The sequence below is a fragment of the Streptomyces ferrugineus genome (assembly GCF_015160855.1).
Taxonomy (GTDB): Bacteria; Actinomycetota; Actinomycetes; order Streptomycetales; family Streptomycetaceae; genus Streptomyces; species Streptomyces ferrugineus.
In genome coordinates, this window is record NZ_CP063373.1 from 6470289 (window position 1) to 6485851 (window position 15563).

Below are 15563 nucleotides of genomic sequence, written 5' to 3' on the forward strand. Positions count from 1 at the left end.
GAGCGCTACTTAAGGTACGCCAGTCCCGGATGGACCGAGGTGTAGCCCTCGACCAGTCTGCGCGCGACGTTGACCGAGTCGACCAGGGGATGCAGCGCGAAGGCCTTCACCGCCGTCGTACGGGAGCCGGACCCGGCGGCGGCGAGCACCTCGCGCTCGACCGCCTTGACCGAGCAGACGAGCCCGGTGGCGTGGTCGGGCAGCGGGGCGACGGCGACCGGGTGGGCACCGTTGGCGTCGACCAGGCAGGGCACCTCGATGACGGCGTCGGAGTCGAGGACGGACAGGGTGGCCTGGTTGCGGACGTTGAGGATCAGGGTGGTGCGCTCGTCGCGGGCGATGGCCCGCATCAGGGCGAGCGCCACCTTCTCGTAGCCGCCGGAGAGGTCGTCGGCGTCGCGCTCGCCGGCGCCGGCGGTCTGACGGTTCTCGGACATGTAGGTGGCCTCGCGCTCGGCGCGGGTGCGGTCCCAGACGTCCAGGGCGGAGGCGTCCGGGTCGCGCATCTGCTCGTAGAAGCGGGCCTGCTGGTCGTGCAGGAAGGCACCGCGGGTCTGGTCGGCGTCCTGGTAGGCGCGGACGGCCTCGCGGTTGAAGTAGTAGTAGTGCAGGTATTCGTTGGGGATGGCGCCGAGCGAGCGCAGCCAGTCGACGCCGAACAGCTTGCCCTCCTCGAAGGAACCGAGCAGGTCGGGGTCGGCGAGCAGACGCGGCAGCTCGTCGCGGCCGGCGACGCGCAGGCCGCGGACCCAGCCGAGGTGGTTGAGGCCGACGTAGTCGATCCACGCCTCGCCGGGGTTCTTCACGCCGAGCACGCGGGCGATACGGCGGCCGAGGCCGACCGGTGAGTCGCAGATGCCGATGACGCGGTCGCCGAGGTGGCGGGACATGGCCTCGGTGACCAGGCCGGCGGGGTTGGTGAAGTTGATGACCCAGGCGTCCGGCGCGAGGCGGGCCACCCGCCGGGCGATGTCGACGGCGACCGGGACGGTGCGCAGTCCGTAGGCGATGCCGCCCGCGCCGACCGTCTCCTGGCCGAGGACGCCCTCGGCCAGCGCGACGCGCTCGTCGTTCGCCCTGCCTTCGAGACCGCCGACACGGATCGCCGAGAAGACGAAGTCGGCGCCGCGCAGCGCCTCGTCCAGGTCGGTGGTGGCGCTCACCTCGGGTGCGTCGGGCACTCCGGCCGCCTGCTCGGCGAGCACGCGGGTGACGGCGGAGAGCCGCTGTGCGTCCAGGTCGTGCAGGACGACGTGGGTGACCCGGCCCTCGGCGCGGTCACCGAGGAGCGCGCCGTACACGAGCGGCACGCGGAAGCCTCCGCCGCCCAGAATCGTCAGTTTCACGGTTGCACCTTTCCTGCCACGACCACCTCGACGCCCGCCTCCTCCAGGGAGGACCGGGTCGCCGGGTCGACCGGCGCGTTCGTCACCACCACATCCAGGTCCTGTGGACCGCAGACCTTCGCCATCCCGTGCCCGGGGAACTTCGCCGCGTCGGCCAGCAGCACCACCTTGTCACCGGCCTTGATCATCGCCCGCTTCACCGGCACCTCGACGACCGTCGTGTCCATCACCTGCCCGCCCGGCCGCACTCCACTGGTGCCCAGGAACAGCCAGTCGGCATGCAGCTGACGCAGATTGTCCTCGGTGAGGAAGCCGACCAGGGAGCGGTACTCGCGGCGGACCATGCCGCCGAGCAGGACCAGCTCGATGTTCTCGTCGTCGGCCAGTTCCTCGTAGACCACCAGATTGCTGGTGATCACGGTGAGCCGGCGGCCGTGCAGCTGGCGGGCCAGCCGGAAGGCCGTGGTGCCGATGTCGAGCAGCACCGACTGACCGTCCTCGATCATCGCGGCGGCATGCGCGGCTATGGCGTCCTTCTCGGGCACGCGCACCTCGGCGACCTCGGCGAAGGGCTGGTCGCCCTCCTCCACGACCGCGCCGCCGTGCACCCGGGTGAGCAGGCCGTCCTCCTCGAGTTTGACCAGGTCACGCCTGATCGTGGCCGGGCTCACACCCAGCCGCTCGGAGAGATCGGTCACGGCCGCGGGGCCGCCGGAGCGCAGGGCCCGCAGGATGAGTTGGTGTCGTCGTTCTGCCAGCACGACGTGAACACTACTCGTCATCTTCAATCATCGCCATGCTCATTTCTGCTCGGGTATTGACGCATCCCCTCGATCGGCGCACGATTCCGCTCACCGAAATGAAGAGTTTTGACGAGAGGACGTTGCCGTGGACGACGACCGGCCCGATGTGCTGCTGACCGGGCTGCTCTTCTACGACCTCGTCCTCACGGGGCTCGGTAAGCCGCCGACCCCGGGCGAGGAGATCTGGACCGGCGGCATGGGCTGCGGCCCGGGCGGCATCGCCAACCTGGCGGTGGCCGCCGCCCGCTTCGGCCTGCGGACCTCGCTGGCCACGGTGTTCGGCGACGACCTCTACGGCGAGTACTGCCGGGACGTCCTGTGCGACCAGGAGGACATCGACCTCTCGCTCTCGCGCACCGCGGACGGCTGGCCCACCCCCGTCACCGTCTCCCTCGCCTATGACCACGACCGGGCCCTGGTCACCCACGGCCAGCAGCCCCCGTACTCGCAGGACGCGCTGATGGGCGACCCGCCCGAGGCGCGCACGGCCCTCGTGCACATCGAGGCCGAGCCCCGCCAGTGGCTCGCCAAGGCCGCCGCGAACGGCACCCGGATCTACGCCGACGTCGGCTGGGACCCCACCCAGCGGTGGTCGGCCGACCTCCTCGACCAGCTCTCCCTGTGCCATGCCTTCCTCCCCAACGAGACCGAGGCGATGGCCTACACCCGCACCGACAGCGCCCTCGCGGCCCTCGGCACGCTCAGCGAGCTGGTGCCGGTGGCCGTCGTCACGCGCGGCGGCGACGGCGCGGTCGCCGTGGACCAGACGACCGGCGAGTACGCGGACGTGCCCGCCCTCGACGTCGACGTCCTCGACGCGACCGGCGCCGGGGACGTCTTCGGGGCGAGCTTCGTCGCGGCCTCGCTGGGCGGCTGGCCACTGGAGGAACGGCTGCGGTTCGCCGTCCTGGCCGCCGGGCTGTCGGTCCGGCGGCACGGCGGGGCCCTTGCCGCCCCCGGCTGGTACGGCGTCGACCGCTGGTGGCGCTCGCTGACCGACCCCGACCTGAAGCGGGCGTACGGCTTCCTGGCGGACCGGCTCCCGGACGATCCCGGGCCGCCCGTCGCACACGCCCCCGTGACCCCGCCCGCACGGCAGAACTGACTCCCCCCACGCCCCTCATGCGAAGTCCCGAAAAGATCCGAAAGGCGGTGGGAGCTGTGCGGCTCTCACGAAGAGGCCTGCTCCGCGCGGGCCTGGCCGGTACGGCCGCCACGGCGCTCGGCGGCCTGGCGTCCGGCTGTGCCGTTCCGACCGGCTCGACCGGCCGGAACATGGTCCTGTGGTACTGGAGCGGCGGTCTGAGCGACACGGTCGTCAAGGACGCCAAGGCGCGTTACGACCGCTCCGTGGACCTCGACGCCATCCAGATCGGCGGCTACTACCGCTCGAAGCTGATCACCACGATGGCGGGCAACGCCCACATCCCCGACATCGCGGGCCTCAAGGGCGAGGACATGGCGTCCTATCTGCCCAACGCCGACCAGTTCATCGATCTGCGGACGCTCGGCGCCGAGAAGTACAAGAGCCAGTACCTGGCCTGGAAGTGGGACCAGGGCATCGCCGACGACGGGTCGATGATCGGTTTCCCGATCGACTGCGGGCCGGTCGCGCACATCTACCAGTACGAGGTGTTCCGCAAGGCGGGACTTCCGTACGAGCCCGACGACGTCTCCGAGCAGCTCGACACCTGGGAGAAGTTCTTCGCGGCGGGCGAGCAGCTCAAGAAGCGGATCCCGGGCACCTATCTGCTCACCGACGTCAACGCCGTCTTCGAGAACGCGGTGCAGCAGGGCAGCGAGCGATACGTCGACAAGGACCGCAACTTCATCGGCGACCGTGAGCACGTACGCAACGCCTGGGCACTCTCGGTGGAGGCCAAGCGCCGGGGCATCGTCTCCAGCATCGTCAACGGCACCCCGGACCAGCAGTCGGCCATGGAAGGCGGCAAGCTGCCCAGCCAGCTCGGCGCCTCCTGGGCCACCGGCGACCTGAAGACCGGGGTGCCGAAGACCAAGGGCAGATGGCGGGTGGCCCAGATGCCCGTACGGCCCGCCAACAACGGCGGCTCGTTCCTGTCGATCACCAAGGCGTGCCGGGAGCCCGAGCGGGCCTTCGAGATCATCACCTGGATGCTGAACGCGGACAACCAGGCACAGGGCTTCGTCGACGCGGGCCTCTTCCCGTCCACGCCCGCCTCGTACGGCTTGAAGAAGCTGCAGGAGCCGGACCCGTTCTTCGGCGGCCAGGTCACCATGGACGTCTTCGGGCCCGCTGCGCAGAAGATCGTCGTCGCCTACAACAGCCCGTTCGACGTGGCGTTGGGCCAGCCCATCAAGGACGAGATCAAGAACGTCGGCGTCCTCGGCAAGGATCCGAAGAAGGCCTGGGAGGACGCCATGGGCAAGTGCCGGCGGATCGCCAAGCACCTGGGGGTGAGCTTCTGATGGCCGTCATCGAGCAGACCCCGACCCCGCCCGTCGTGGCACCGTCCACTCCCACGCGGCCCAAGAAGGGCCTGCGCAAGTACTGGCACCTCTACGCCGCGATCTCCCCCTTCTACCTCCTCTTCCTCGCCTTCGGCCTGATCCCCGTCGGCTTCTCGCTCTATCTGTCCTTCCACCGCTGGGACGGCCTCGGCTCGATGGAGTGGGCGGGTCTGTCGCAGTACCAGTACCTGGTGAGCGACAGCGACTTCTGGCAGTCGATCGGGAACACGCTTGTCATCTGGGCGCTGGCCACCTTCCCCATGATCTTCCTGGCGATGGTGACGGCCGTGATGCTCAACTCGGCGGTCCGCTTCAAGAACGCCTACCGGTTCGCCTACTTCCTGCCGAACGTCACCTCGGTCGTCGCCATCGCGATCGTCTTCGGGTCGATCTTCTCCACCAACTTCGGCCTGGTGAACGCGCTGTTGCAGGCGGTGGGACTCGACCAGGTGGCCTGGCTGAACACCCCGTGGGGCATCAAGGTCGCCATCGCCACCCTGATGACCTGGCAGTGGACCGGCTACAACGCCATCATCTTCCTCGCCGGGCTCCAGACCATCCCCGGCGACCTGTACGAGGCGGCCCGCATCGACGGCGCCGGTCCCGTGCAGACCTTCTTCCGGGTCACCCTGCCCCTGCTGCGGCCGACACTGCTGTTCGTGCTCGTCGTCTCCACGGTCACCGGCCTGCAGAGCTTCTCCGAGCCGCAGGTGCTGCTGCAGACCACGGCCAACGAGTCGACGTTCTCGGGCGGGCCCGACCACGCCGGGCGGACCATGGTCCTCTACTTCTTCCAGCAGACCTTCGACAACAACGACTTCGGGTACGGCGCCGCCGTGGCGTGGGGCATCTTCCTGGTCGTCGTCCTCTTCTCGATCATCAACTGGCGCCTGGTGCAGCGCCGGGGCGAACAGTAGGAAGGCCGCGACATGGCATCCATCAAGGGCTCCGGACGCCGGGGCACAGCGCTGCACGCGTCCCTGATCATCGGCCTGCTGCTGTCGGCCTTCCCGTTCTACTGGGCCGTGATCATGTCGACGCACACGTCGTCGGAGATCTTCTCGTACCCGCCGAAGCTGCTGCCCGGCTCGCACTTCCTGGAGAACGTCCGCAACCTGCTCGACACCATCGACTTCTTCGGGTCGATGTGGAACTCGCTGCTGGTCGCTACGACGGTGACCTTCCTGGTCCTGTTCTTCGACTCGCTGGCGGCCTTCGTCTTCGCGAAGTTCGCCTTCCCCGGCAAGAACCTGCTGTTCGCGCTGCTGATGCTCATCTTCATGGTGCCGGCTCAACTGGCGGCCATCCCGCAGTTCGTGATCATGGCGAAGATCGGCTGGATCGGCTCGATGACGGCGCTGATCGTGCCGGCGGCGGCCAACGCGTTCGGCATCTTCTGGATGCGCCAGTACATGAGGAGCGCCATCCACGACGAGCTGCTCGACGCCTCGAAGCTGGACGGTGCCGGCTTCATGCGCCAGTACTGGCACGTGGCGCTCCCGGTCGTGCGGCCCGGGCTCGCCTTCCTCGGCATCTTCACCTTCATGGGCCAGTGGAACGACTACGCCTGGCCGCTGATCGCCCTGACCAACCCGGACAACGTCACCCTCCAGGTCGCGCTGTCCCAGCTCAACGGGACCCACGGCACCACCGACTACGGCATGGTGATGACCGGCGCGGTGCTCGCCCTCATCCCGCTGCTGATCGTCTTCGCGATCGGCGCCCGCCAGATCATCGGCGACCTCGCCAAGGGGGCCGTGCGCGGATGACGAGCGATCCGTTGATCGCCCTGCGCCCCTGGGAGGCACCCGAGGTGACCTCCTGGGGGCGGCTCCCCATGAACGCCGTCGACCGGCGCCCCGGAGCACTCCCCCTGGACGGCGACTGGCGCTTTAAGTTGCTGCCGGCTCCGCACGCGCCGGTCGACGGTGCCTGGTCGACGGCGTACGTCCCCGGCGTATGGACCATGCAAGGCACGGACGATCTGCCGCAGTACACGAACGTCCGGATGCCGTTCGCCGACGTCCCGCCGCACGCGCCCGCCGCCAATCCGACGGGTGTGTACGAGCGTGCGGTGGACGTCCCGGCCGACTGGGCCGGACGCCGGATCGTGCTCCAGGTCGGGGCCGCCGAGAGCGTGCTGCTGGTGCACGTGGACGGGCGGCCGGCCGGCATCTCCAAGGACTCTCACCTGGCCGCCGAGTTCGACCTGACGGGATTCGTGCGCGCCGGGAAGCCGGCCACCGTACGGCTGACCGTGGTGAAGTGGTCGGACGCCTCGCACATCGAGGACCAGGACCAGTGGTGGCACGGCGGGATCACCCGCTCGGTGCTGCTGTACGCGACGGATCCGCTGCACCTGGCCGACGTGACCGTGCGGGCGCCGTACAGCGGCGAACTGCGTGTCGACTGCCGGGTGCGGGACGCGGGCGGTGCACTGCCCGAGGGGTGGTACCTCACCGGCGACCTGGACGGGCAGCCGCTCACGTGGGACGCGGAGTTCGACCGCGCCAACGTCGCGGACGCGCGTGTCTCCGACTTCCTCGGCGAGGCCCGGCTGCTGGCGACCGTGCCCGAGGTGCGCACCTGGAACGCGGAGACGCCCGAGCTGTACGACCTCACCGTCCGGCTGCACCGCGCCGACGGCACGGTCGCCGACACCTCCCGGCAGCGCATCGGCTTCCGGGACGTCGAGATCGTCGGCCGGGACCTGCTGGTCAACGGGGAGCGGGTGTTCATCCGGGGCGTGAACCGGCACGACTTCCACCCGCTGACCGGGCGGACGGTGTCGTACGACGACATGCGCGCGGACCTCGTCCTGCTCAAGCGCTTCGGCTTCAACGCGATCCGCACCTCCCACTACCCGGGCGACCCGGCGCTGTACGACCTCGCCGACGAACTCGGCTTCTACGTCGTGGACGAGGCGGACATCGAGTCCCACGACCACGCCCACGAGATCGCCGACGACCCGCGCTATCTGAACGCCTTCGTGGACCGCATCTCGCGCATGGTGCTGCGCGACAAGAACCATCCCTCGGTCATCGTCTGGTCGCTCGGCAACGAGTCCGACTACGGCGCGAACCACGACGCGGCGGCGGGCTGGGTGCGCCGGCACGATCCGACGCGGCCGATCCAGTACGAGGGCGCGGCCAAGCTCGGCTGGGCCGACCCGGACACCGCCTCCGACATCGCGTGCCCGATGTACGCGCCGCTGGAGGACTGTGTCGCGCACGCGCTGTCCGGCGAGCAGACCAAGCCGCTCATCCAGTGCGAGTACTCGCACGCCATGGGCAACAGCAACGGCACGCTGGCCGACCACTGGGCGGCCATCGAGTCCACCCCGGGTCTTCAGGGCGGCTTCATCTGGGAGTTCTGGGACCACGGAATTCTTCAGCGCGTGAGCGACGGAAGACCGGCCGGGCGTGGGGGCGCCGGGCTCTACGACAACGGTGTCGCCGCGCCCGGGTACCGCTGGGCGTACGGCGGCGACTTCGGCGAGACGATCCACGACGGCGCCTTCATCGCGGACGGCGTGGTGTTTCCCGACCGCACGCCCAAGCCCGCGCTGTACGAGCACCGCGAGATCGCGGCGCCGCTGCGCATCGAGTGCTACCGGCACGAGGGCATCGTGCTCGGCAACCACCAGCACTTCCGCGGCCTGGACTGGCTGGCGGGCGAGTGGCGGCTGGACCTCGCCGACGGCACGACGCTGACCGCGCCGGCCGAGCTGCCGAGCCTGTGCCCCGGCGAGACGGCGGCCGTACCGCTGCCCTTCGAGGTGCCGCGCGACGGCGGCGAGGCCTGGCTGACGCTGCGGGTCACCGTGGCCGAGGACCAGCCGTGGGCGCCGCGCGGCACCGAGGTGTGCGTGCCGCAGGTGCGACTGCGCGGGCCGGCTCCGGTCGAGGACGCTCCCGTGGAACGGCAGATCGAGATCGACGGCGAGGGTCTCCTCGTCCATCCGCTGCTGACGGCCGCGCCGACGCTCTCGCTGTGGCGGGCGCCCACCGACAACGACGAGTTGGGCGGCATGGCGCGGCGCTGGCGGAGCTGGGGGCTCGACGCGCTGGTGCGCAAGGTCGTGTCGGTGCGTGAGGACGCCGGGCGCGTGGCGGTGGAGGCCGAGTACGCGGGCACGACCGGCGTCGTACGGCACCGGCAGGTGCTGACGCCCGTCGAGGGCGGCGTCCGGGTCGACGAGGAGGCGGAGCTGCCGGAGGCGTTCGACGACGTGGCGCGGGTCGGCACGGTCTTCGAGACGGTCACCGGGCTCGACCTGCTGGAGTGGTTCGGGCAGGGGCCCTGGGAGTCGTATCCCGACCGCGGCGCGGGCGCGCCCGTCGGCCATCACTCCGTACCCGTCGACGCGTTGTTCACGCCTTATCTGCGGCCACAGGAGAGCGGCGGCCGGCACGGCGTACGGCGGTTCACGCTGTCCGCGCCGGACGCCACCGGTCTCGCGGTGGCGCTGGACGAGCCGCGCCAGGTCTCCGTCACCCGCTACCGGGCCGAGGACCTGACCGCCGCCGCACACCACGACGAACTGGTGCCGCGCCCCGGCTGTGTGGTCCACATCGACGCGGCGCACCGCGGTCTCGGCACGGCGTCGTGCGGCCCCGACACCTTCCCCTCGTACCGCGTCGCACCGGGTCTCCACCGCTGGAGCTGGACCCTGCGCGTCCTCTGACTCCCCTCCTCTCCCTCTCTTCATGGAGCAGACATGTGTACTTCGCATGCGCACGACCAGGGCGAGGCCGCCCAGGCCGCCGCCGGAAGACGTAGTTTCCTCAGGGCCACGGCGCTGATCGGCGCCGCCGCGACGGCCTCGGTCGCCGTCCCCGCGGTCGCCGAGGCCGCGCCCGCCGACTGGCGGCCGGACCCCGACAGCCGTCGCTTCACGCTCGCCGTGATGCCCGACACCCAGTACCTCTTCGACGGGCCGAGCATCGACAAGGCGCCGGTGGAGGCGTCCCTGCGCTATCTGCTGGAGCACGGCCGCGAGGAGAACATCGTCTTCCTGTCCCATCTCGGCGACCTCACGCAGAACGGCAGCCGGCCCGAAGTCGCCGCGATCAGCGAGGCGTTCCGGCTCCTGGACCGGCGGGGCGTGGGCTACAGCGTCCTGGCCGGCAACCACGACGTGAAGTCGTCGACGGACGACCAGCGCGGTGCGACGCCGTACCTCGACGCCTTCGGACCGCAGCGGTTCCAGGGGAAGAGGACCTTCGGGGGCGCCTCCCCCGACGGCTACAACAGCTTCCACCTCTTCAGGGCCGCCGGCCGTGAGTGGATGGTGCTCGCGCTGGACTGGCGGCTGTCGGCGCAGGGCTACGCGTGGGCGAAGGACGTCCTCGCCCGGCACCCGAGGACGCCGGTCATCCTCACCACCCACGAGCTGGTCGTCGAGGACGACTCCCTGTCGGCGTACGGGCAGCAGCTGTGGGACCGGCTGATCGAGGACCACGACCAGATCTTCCTGACCCTCAACGGGCACTACTGGCCCGCCGGCCGGGCGACCCGCAAGAACGCGGCGGGCAACGACGTCCATCTGCATCTGACGAACTACCAGAACCGCTACTTCGGCGGCGCGGCGATGATCCGTCTGTACCGCTTCGACCTCGACCGCGACGTCATCGACGTGGAGACGGTCTCGCCGTGGATCCTCGGCCGGGCCGCCAAGGGCCTCAACGCGCTGGAGCGGCAGGAGATCGAACTCAGCGGTGACGCCGACCGGTTCAGCGTCGAGATCGACTTCGCCGAACGCTTCGCCGGATTCGCCCCGGTGCCCGCACGCCCGGCACGCCCCGTGTCGCGGCTGCTGATCCCGGGCACGGCGGCGTACTGGCGCTTCGACAAGCCGGTGGAGGGCGGCGTCCGTGACCTGTCCGGGCGCGGCAACGACCTCACGCTCGTCACCGTGGGCGGCGGCCGGATCGGCTGGTCCGCCGACCACCACCCCGACCAGCCCGGCCACGGCAGCCTGGAGTTCCAGGGCTTCAAGTCCCCGCTGAAGGGCGCGTATCTGCGTACGGTCGACGGCGCGCCGCTCAACTCCGCCACCTTCCACGACGGCTACACCATCGAGGCGTTCTACCGCCTCCCCGGCGACTGGGACCCGTCCCACAACGCCTGGTCGGGCCTGGTGAGCCGGACGGGCACGGGCGGCGCCGCCGGCAAGGGCGCCGACGATCCCGACGAGCCGCTCGCCACCCTCTCCCTGTCGAACGACCGCGAGCCGCAGTGGGCGATGCGCCCGCTCAACCAGGAGGGCATCGCCACCAACTGGGGCCAGGAGACCCCACTGGAGACCTGGTGGCACCTGGCCGTCGTCAACGACGGCGAGCACACCACGATGTACGTCGAGGGCTGCCCGGTCGTCCGCAATCCGCGGGCGCGCTCGGTCGGCATCACCTCCGTGGGCCTGCCCTGGCTCCTGGGCGGCTACGAGTACGGCGGCGAAATCGACCAGATCCTGTACGGCCGCCTCGGCGACGTCCGTGTCGTCGAACGGGCGCTGCCCGTCACGTCCTTCATGACTCACTGACCGTTCCTAAAGACTGAGCGGGAGCGAGTCCTGGTGCCAGAACCCATGCTCAGCCGAACGCCCCGAACGGTGTTGGGCGTTCTGGTCCACCGCGTTCGCTCCGCCCCCGGCGCGCACGGATCGTGTCCGTGGTCCGGGGATGCGGGGGCGGTTTCCCTCACGCCCCAGGGTGCCCGGTCGGGCCTGGGCGGTCCGATGCCCCACACGATCGCTCCGGTCGTGTGGGGGCGGTGCCGTCCTCCCCCAGTGCCTAAAGGGCCTGGGAGGTGCCCCCATCCGGATCGGGTGTCCCAGGGCGCGTCTTCCGATCGCCACGGCGGCCGCGTCGTGGCGGGTGGTCTTCCTAGTTGTGGTGGTGAGGGGTTTTTGCCAGTGCTGGGCGCCCCAGCGGCTGGTGTAGGCCGGGTCGACGGCGACGAGGGGGATGCCGAGTTCGGCCGCCATGGACACGAGCCGGACGCGCAGTCTGGAGGTGGGCATGCCGGAGATGAGGTTGCGGAAGCGTTTGCGGCGGCCGTGCTTCTCGCGGGTCTTCTCCGTTGCGAAGTCGAGGTCCTCGATCGCGATCGCGAGGCCTTGGCGTTCGGCCCAGTGCAGCAGGCGGATCAGGGCGTGGCGGACTTGGGCGTCGCGGTGCTGGGCGGTGCCGGACAGGTCGTAGCCGAACCGGAGCGGTTCACCGACCGGGTTGCCGTGGTTGTCGAGGCGCCAGGCGGCCAGGTGGTCGGCGTTGGTGTCGACGCCGATCAGGCCGTGCGCGCGGGCCGCCGCCAGCGGCACCGTCTGGACCGGGGGAATCGTCCAGGACGCCGTCAGATACCAGCGGCCCCGGCCTACGTCTTCATGGATGCGGTAAGCCACGGCCCGGTTGGCGGTAACGCGGTCGGCCCACTGCTCACCCCGGTACGCGAACGCCACAGGGGCGGTGAGCACGTAGCGGCCGTGCGGGGTGTTCGCCAGGTGTGCCAGGGGCGCGGGGAGCTTGAGGGAAACCTCGCCGTCACGTGTGACGCGGATGGTCTCGTTGCCGAACGGCTTGCCGGACTCGCCGTCGGCCTGCAGGAACCGGCGCCCGGCCTCCCACCGGGCACGCCACTCAGCCTCGGTGAGCTGGGCCTGCTCCAGGTGGTGGCGGGTGTTCAGCAGCCGTTTCCCGCCGCGCACCACGCACACGACCCCGGCCTCACGGTTCGCCCGGACCGCCTGAAGCCGGTCTTCGAGCACGCGCAGGCGGCGAGACTTGGCGAACCACTCCCGCCTGCTGCGGTAGCCGCCCGGCGCCTGCTTGGTGCCCTCCTCACCCACAGGCCGGGACAGCCGGTGCGTGATCGTCTCGATCCCGGCCTGAAGGCTCTGGATGTACGCCAGTTGGCCGCGCCGGGCCAGCGCCCACTGATCGTGGGTGGCCTTGGTGATGCTGCCCGCCCAGCGGGAGGAGGACTCCTGGGTGAGCGTGCGCTTGCGCTCGGCCCACTGCTCACGGTCGTGCTCCAGTCCGGCCGCGCACCGTGCCTTCAGATCACGGGAGGCGAGCGAACCAAGGTGGTCGGCGACCAGGCGAAGCACCGTCTCATCGTCGGCGGTCAGGTGCTTGAGCCGGGTACGGATCGCGACTCCCGAGGGGCCGGGCACCACGAACGGCGCCGCCACCTCCCGCAGTCCACCCACCCCCGCCACCCCCGCTCCCACAGAAATCCGTCACCCCACCCAACGACCACCACCGGCGAAGGTCACGCATTCGACGCGAGAACTCCCGTTCCCCACCCGAGAATGTGCGCCTGCCACCACCCGGGGACTCACTCATACGCACGAGAACGCGCTCAAGTGCCGTCAATCTCCACCTGTTCACAACCCCTGCCGAGGACCACCATGACCGAGCAGCAGTTGCCCACCTGGGCCGATCCCTCCGTCTCCCCCGCCGACCTCGATCCGCAGGGCGTCTCCAGACGCGGGCTCCTGCGCCGCGCGGGCCTGTTCGGCGCCGCGTTCGCGCTGGGCTCCGCGGCCGTGCCGGCGGCCGCGTCCGACCGGCGTCCGGGCGGCGACGACCCGCGGCTCGCCTACCTCGTGGGCGACCACCACATCCACACCGTCTACAGCCACGACGCGAAGTACACGTTCTCCCAACTGGCCGCGGCGGGCGCCGAGTACGGCCTGGACTGGATGGTGTTCACCGAGCACTCCAACTTCGGGCACGCCAAGTACGGCGCGCCGCTGGAGCACCGGGAGATCCTCAAGGCGCGTGCCGAGAACCCGCGCCAGCTGATCTTCCAGGGCCTGGAGTGGTACATCCCGGCCGCCGAGCACTGCACGGTCTTCGCCGCGCCCGGCCGCCACGAGGTGGATCTGCTCACCGAGTTCGAGAGCGCCTACGACGGCAAGCTCCTCGGCTACGACAAGGGCGGCCCCGCCGACGCGGACACCGCCCGCAACGAGGCCCACGCGGTCAAGGCGATCCAGTGGCTGGCCGAGCAGCGCCGCACGGGCCGGGTGGACGACGTCCTGGTCCTCGCCAACCACCCGCTGCGCCTCGGCATCGACTCCCCGCACGAGATGCGCGATTGGCGCGACGCGGCCCCCGAGATCATGATCGGCATGGAGGGCGCGCCCGGCGCCCAGGGCGCGGCGATCCCCGGCTGGCGCGGTGCGACGTCGATCCGCGGCGAGTACGAGAACAAGCCGTCGAACCAGTCCTGGCCCGGCTACCCGGCGGAGGCGTACCTGACCTACGGCGGCTTCGACTGGGCGACCGCGACGGTGGGCGGTCTGTGGGACTCGATGCTGGCCGAGGGCAGGCTGTTCTCGATCACCACGAACTCCGACGCCCACCGCATCGTCTTCGACACCTGGAAGAACGGCGACTGGCCGGCGGGCCAGAACTTCGACAACACGGGCAGGCTCCCCGACCCGGTGAACACCGACACCCCGCAGCCGGGCAGCGACTTCTGGCCGGGCCAGTTCAGCCGTACCCACGTCGGCGTCACCCGCTACGGCTACCGCGCGGTGATGGCGGGCCTGCGCGCGGGCCGGGTCTGGCTGGACCACGGGCATCTGCTGGACGGCCTCGACGTGCGCCTGAAGCGGGACTGCGACCACGGCCGGGGCGTCACGCTGGGCGGCCGGCTGCGGGTCCGCAAGGGCGAGAAGCTCACGCTGCAGGTGACGGTGACGACGGCCTCCCGCCCCAACTCCCAGGGGATTCTGCCGGAGTTGGCGCATGTGGACGTCATCCGGGGCGCGGTGCGCGGACCGGTGACCGACCGGGACGCGTGGCAGGCGCCCGGCACCAGGGTGGCGGCGACGAAGGACGTCTCCGGCCGCAAGGGGACGTACACCCTGCGCATCCCGCTGACCGCGGGCGGCGAGTCCTTCTACGTCCGGCTGCGCGGCAGCGACGGCAACCGCAACGGCGCGGGCTACCTCGGCGCCTCGGTCGACCCGCACGGCCCGATCCCGCACGAGCCCGGGAACGGTGACCCGTGGGCGGATACGTGGTTCTATTCGAACCCCATATTCGTCGACGTGGCAGGAGCCTGATGAAGCGTCATCTCCTCACTCTGGCTTGCTTAACGGGTGCGCTCGCGCTCGGCGCGGGCACGGCGTCCGCCGCCGGTGACCCGCAGTGGGTCGAGACCGGCAGGGCGTTCACGGACACGCTGGGCGGCGGGCAGGGCCTGGCGAGCCGCGCGGACGGCAGCCTGCTGTACCGCGGGCTCGTCTCCATCCCGCTGGACCTGCGCGTCAAGGGCTGGAACCACATCGGCGACCCGGACGTCGCCCGCGGCCACACCTTCGACGCCTACCAGGGCCCGGACACGGCCACGTCGAAGATGTTCGCGGTGACGACGCCGGCCGGGAAGCGCTACGAGTACGTCCATCGACTCAACCCGGGCGAGAAGCTGAACAACTCCTTCGCCACCGTCTCGCCCGACGGGCAGTGGCTGGTGTCGGGCGAGTGGGGGGAGCAGCGAAGACTCCAGGTCTTCCCCGCCCCCCTGCTCAACCCGTCCACCCCGCAGGCGGGCGGTGACCTGAAGGAGGCCTGGCAGATCACCCTGGACAAGCCGGTGCGCGACATCCAGGGCTGCGACTTCGTGACGGACACCCGCCTGGTGTGCGCCTCGAACGACGCCACGGGGACGCTGTTCCCCGAGATCCGCCCGCTCCTCCAGGTCGACCTGCCGCGCAAGGTGGACGGCGGGCCGATCACCGGTTCGGTCACGAGCCTGTTCGCGCTGCCGCAGCGCAGCGTGTGCACGGGCACCTTCGAGACGGAGGGCGTCGACTACGACGTGAACAGCGGCACCCTGCGGGCGGAGATGATCCCGCCCGGGGTGTGCGCGGTGGCGACCGCCGTGTACTCGTACAAACAGGGCTGAG

The 15563-nt window shown here is 70.6% G+C and carries 11 protein-coding genes; 8 read left to right on the forward strand and 3 right to left on the reverse strand.

The genetic code is table 11. The features are described 5' to 3' along the window. Window positions 1-5: 5 nt before the first annotated feature. Window positions 6-1346 carry a 6-phospho-beta-glucosidase gene (locus tag IM697_RS29195; protein WP_194039077.1) on the reverse strand — a complete coding sequence of 447 codons (1341 nt, stop codon included), beginning with the start codon at window positions 1344-1346 and terminating at the stop codon, window positions 6-8. Further along, the gene (locus tag IM697_RS29200; protein ID WP_194039078.1) at window positions 1343-2107 is read right to left on the reverse strand and encodes a DeoR/GlpR family DNA-binding transcription regulator; all 765 of its coding nucleotides are present in this window, start codon (window positions 2105-2107) and stop codon (window positions 1343-1345) included. Before IM697_RS29200 ends, IM697_RS29195 begins: the two co-directional genes overlap by 4 nt. A gap of 127 nt (window positions 2108-2234) precedes the next feature. On the opposite strand from IM697_RS29200, the gene IM697_RS29205 reads away from it, so the two are divergent. From IM697_RS29205 to IM697_RS29230, 6 genes are read left to right on the forward strand one after another with little or no spacing between them, the layout of a single operon-like run. Beyond that, a complete protein-coding gene (locus tag IM697_RS29205; RefSeq protein WP_194039079.1) occupies window positions 2235-3254 on the forward strand; it encodes a carbohydrate kinase family protein in 1020 nt (339 codons plus the stop codon). A 56-nt stretch (window positions 3255-3310) separates the two neighbouring features. Beyond that, the gene (locus tag IM697_RS29210; RefSeq protein ID WP_194039080.1) at window positions 3311-4597 is read left to right on the forward strand and encodes an extracellular solute-binding protein; all 1287 of its coding nucleotides are present in this window, start codon (window positions 3311-3313) and stop codon (window positions 4595-4597) included. Beyond that, window positions 4597-5556 (forward strand): carbohydrate ABC transporter permease, encoded by a 960-nt coding sequence (locus IM697_RS29215; protein WP_194039081.1) that lies wholly within the window; start codon window positions 4597-4599, stop codon window positions 5554-5556. The genes IM697_RS29210 and IM697_RS29215 overlap by 1 nt, the downstream gene beginning before the upstream one ends. 12 nt (window positions 5557-5568) lie before the next feature. Beyond that, window positions 5569-6408 carry a carbohydrate ABC transporter permease gene (locus IM697_RS29220; RefSeq protein ID WP_194039082.1) on the forward strand — a complete coding sequence of 280 codons (840 nt, stop codon included), beginning with the start codon at window positions 5569-5571 and terminating at the stop codon, window positions 6406-6408. Then, window positions 6405-9326, forward strand: coding sequence for a glycoside hydrolase family 2 TIM barrel-domain containing protein (locus IM697_RS29225; protein ID WP_194039083.1), 2922 nt, complete (start codon window positions 6405-6407; stop codon window positions 9324-9326). Before IM697_RS29220 ends, IM697_RS29225 begins: the two co-directional genes overlap by 4 nt. A gap of 33 nt (window positions 9327-9359) precedes the next feature. Then, the gene (locus tag IM697_RS29230; protein ID WP_194039084.1) at window positions 9360-11183 is read left to right on the forward strand and encodes a LamG-like jellyroll fold domain-containing protein; all 1824 of its coding nucleotides are present in this window, start codon (window positions 9360-9362) and stop codon (window positions 11181-11183) included. 6 nt (window positions 11184-11189) lie between these two features. On the opposite strand, the gene IM697_RS29235 is transcribed toward IM697_RS29230, so the two are convergent. Beyond that, window positions 11190-12851: a transposase gene (locus IM697_RS29235; RefSeq protein WP_194039085.1), complete on the reverse strand. Its 1662-nt coding sequence runs from the start codon at window positions 12849-12851 to the stop codon at window positions 11190-11192. A 201-nt stretch (window positions 12852-13052) separates the two neighbouring features. Between IM697_RS29235 and IM697_RS29240 the strand changes: the two genes are divergently transcribed. Both IM697_RS29240 and IM697_RS29245 read left to right on the forward strand, forming a co-directional pair. Then, window positions 13053-14720 carry a PHP domain-containing protein gene (locus IM697_RS29240; RefSeq protein WP_194039086.1) on the forward strand — a complete coding sequence of 556 codons (1668 nt, stop codon included), beginning with the start codon at window positions 13053-13055 and terminating at the stop codon, window positions 14718-14720. Beyond that, window positions 14720-15562, forward strand: coding sequence for a hypothetical protein (locus IM697_RS29245; protein ID WP_194039087.1), 843 nt, complete (start codon window positions 14720-14722; stop codon window positions 15560-15562). Before IM697_RS29240 ends, IM697_RS29245 begins: the two co-directional genes overlap by 1 nt. Window position 15563: the final 1 nt, after the last annotated feature.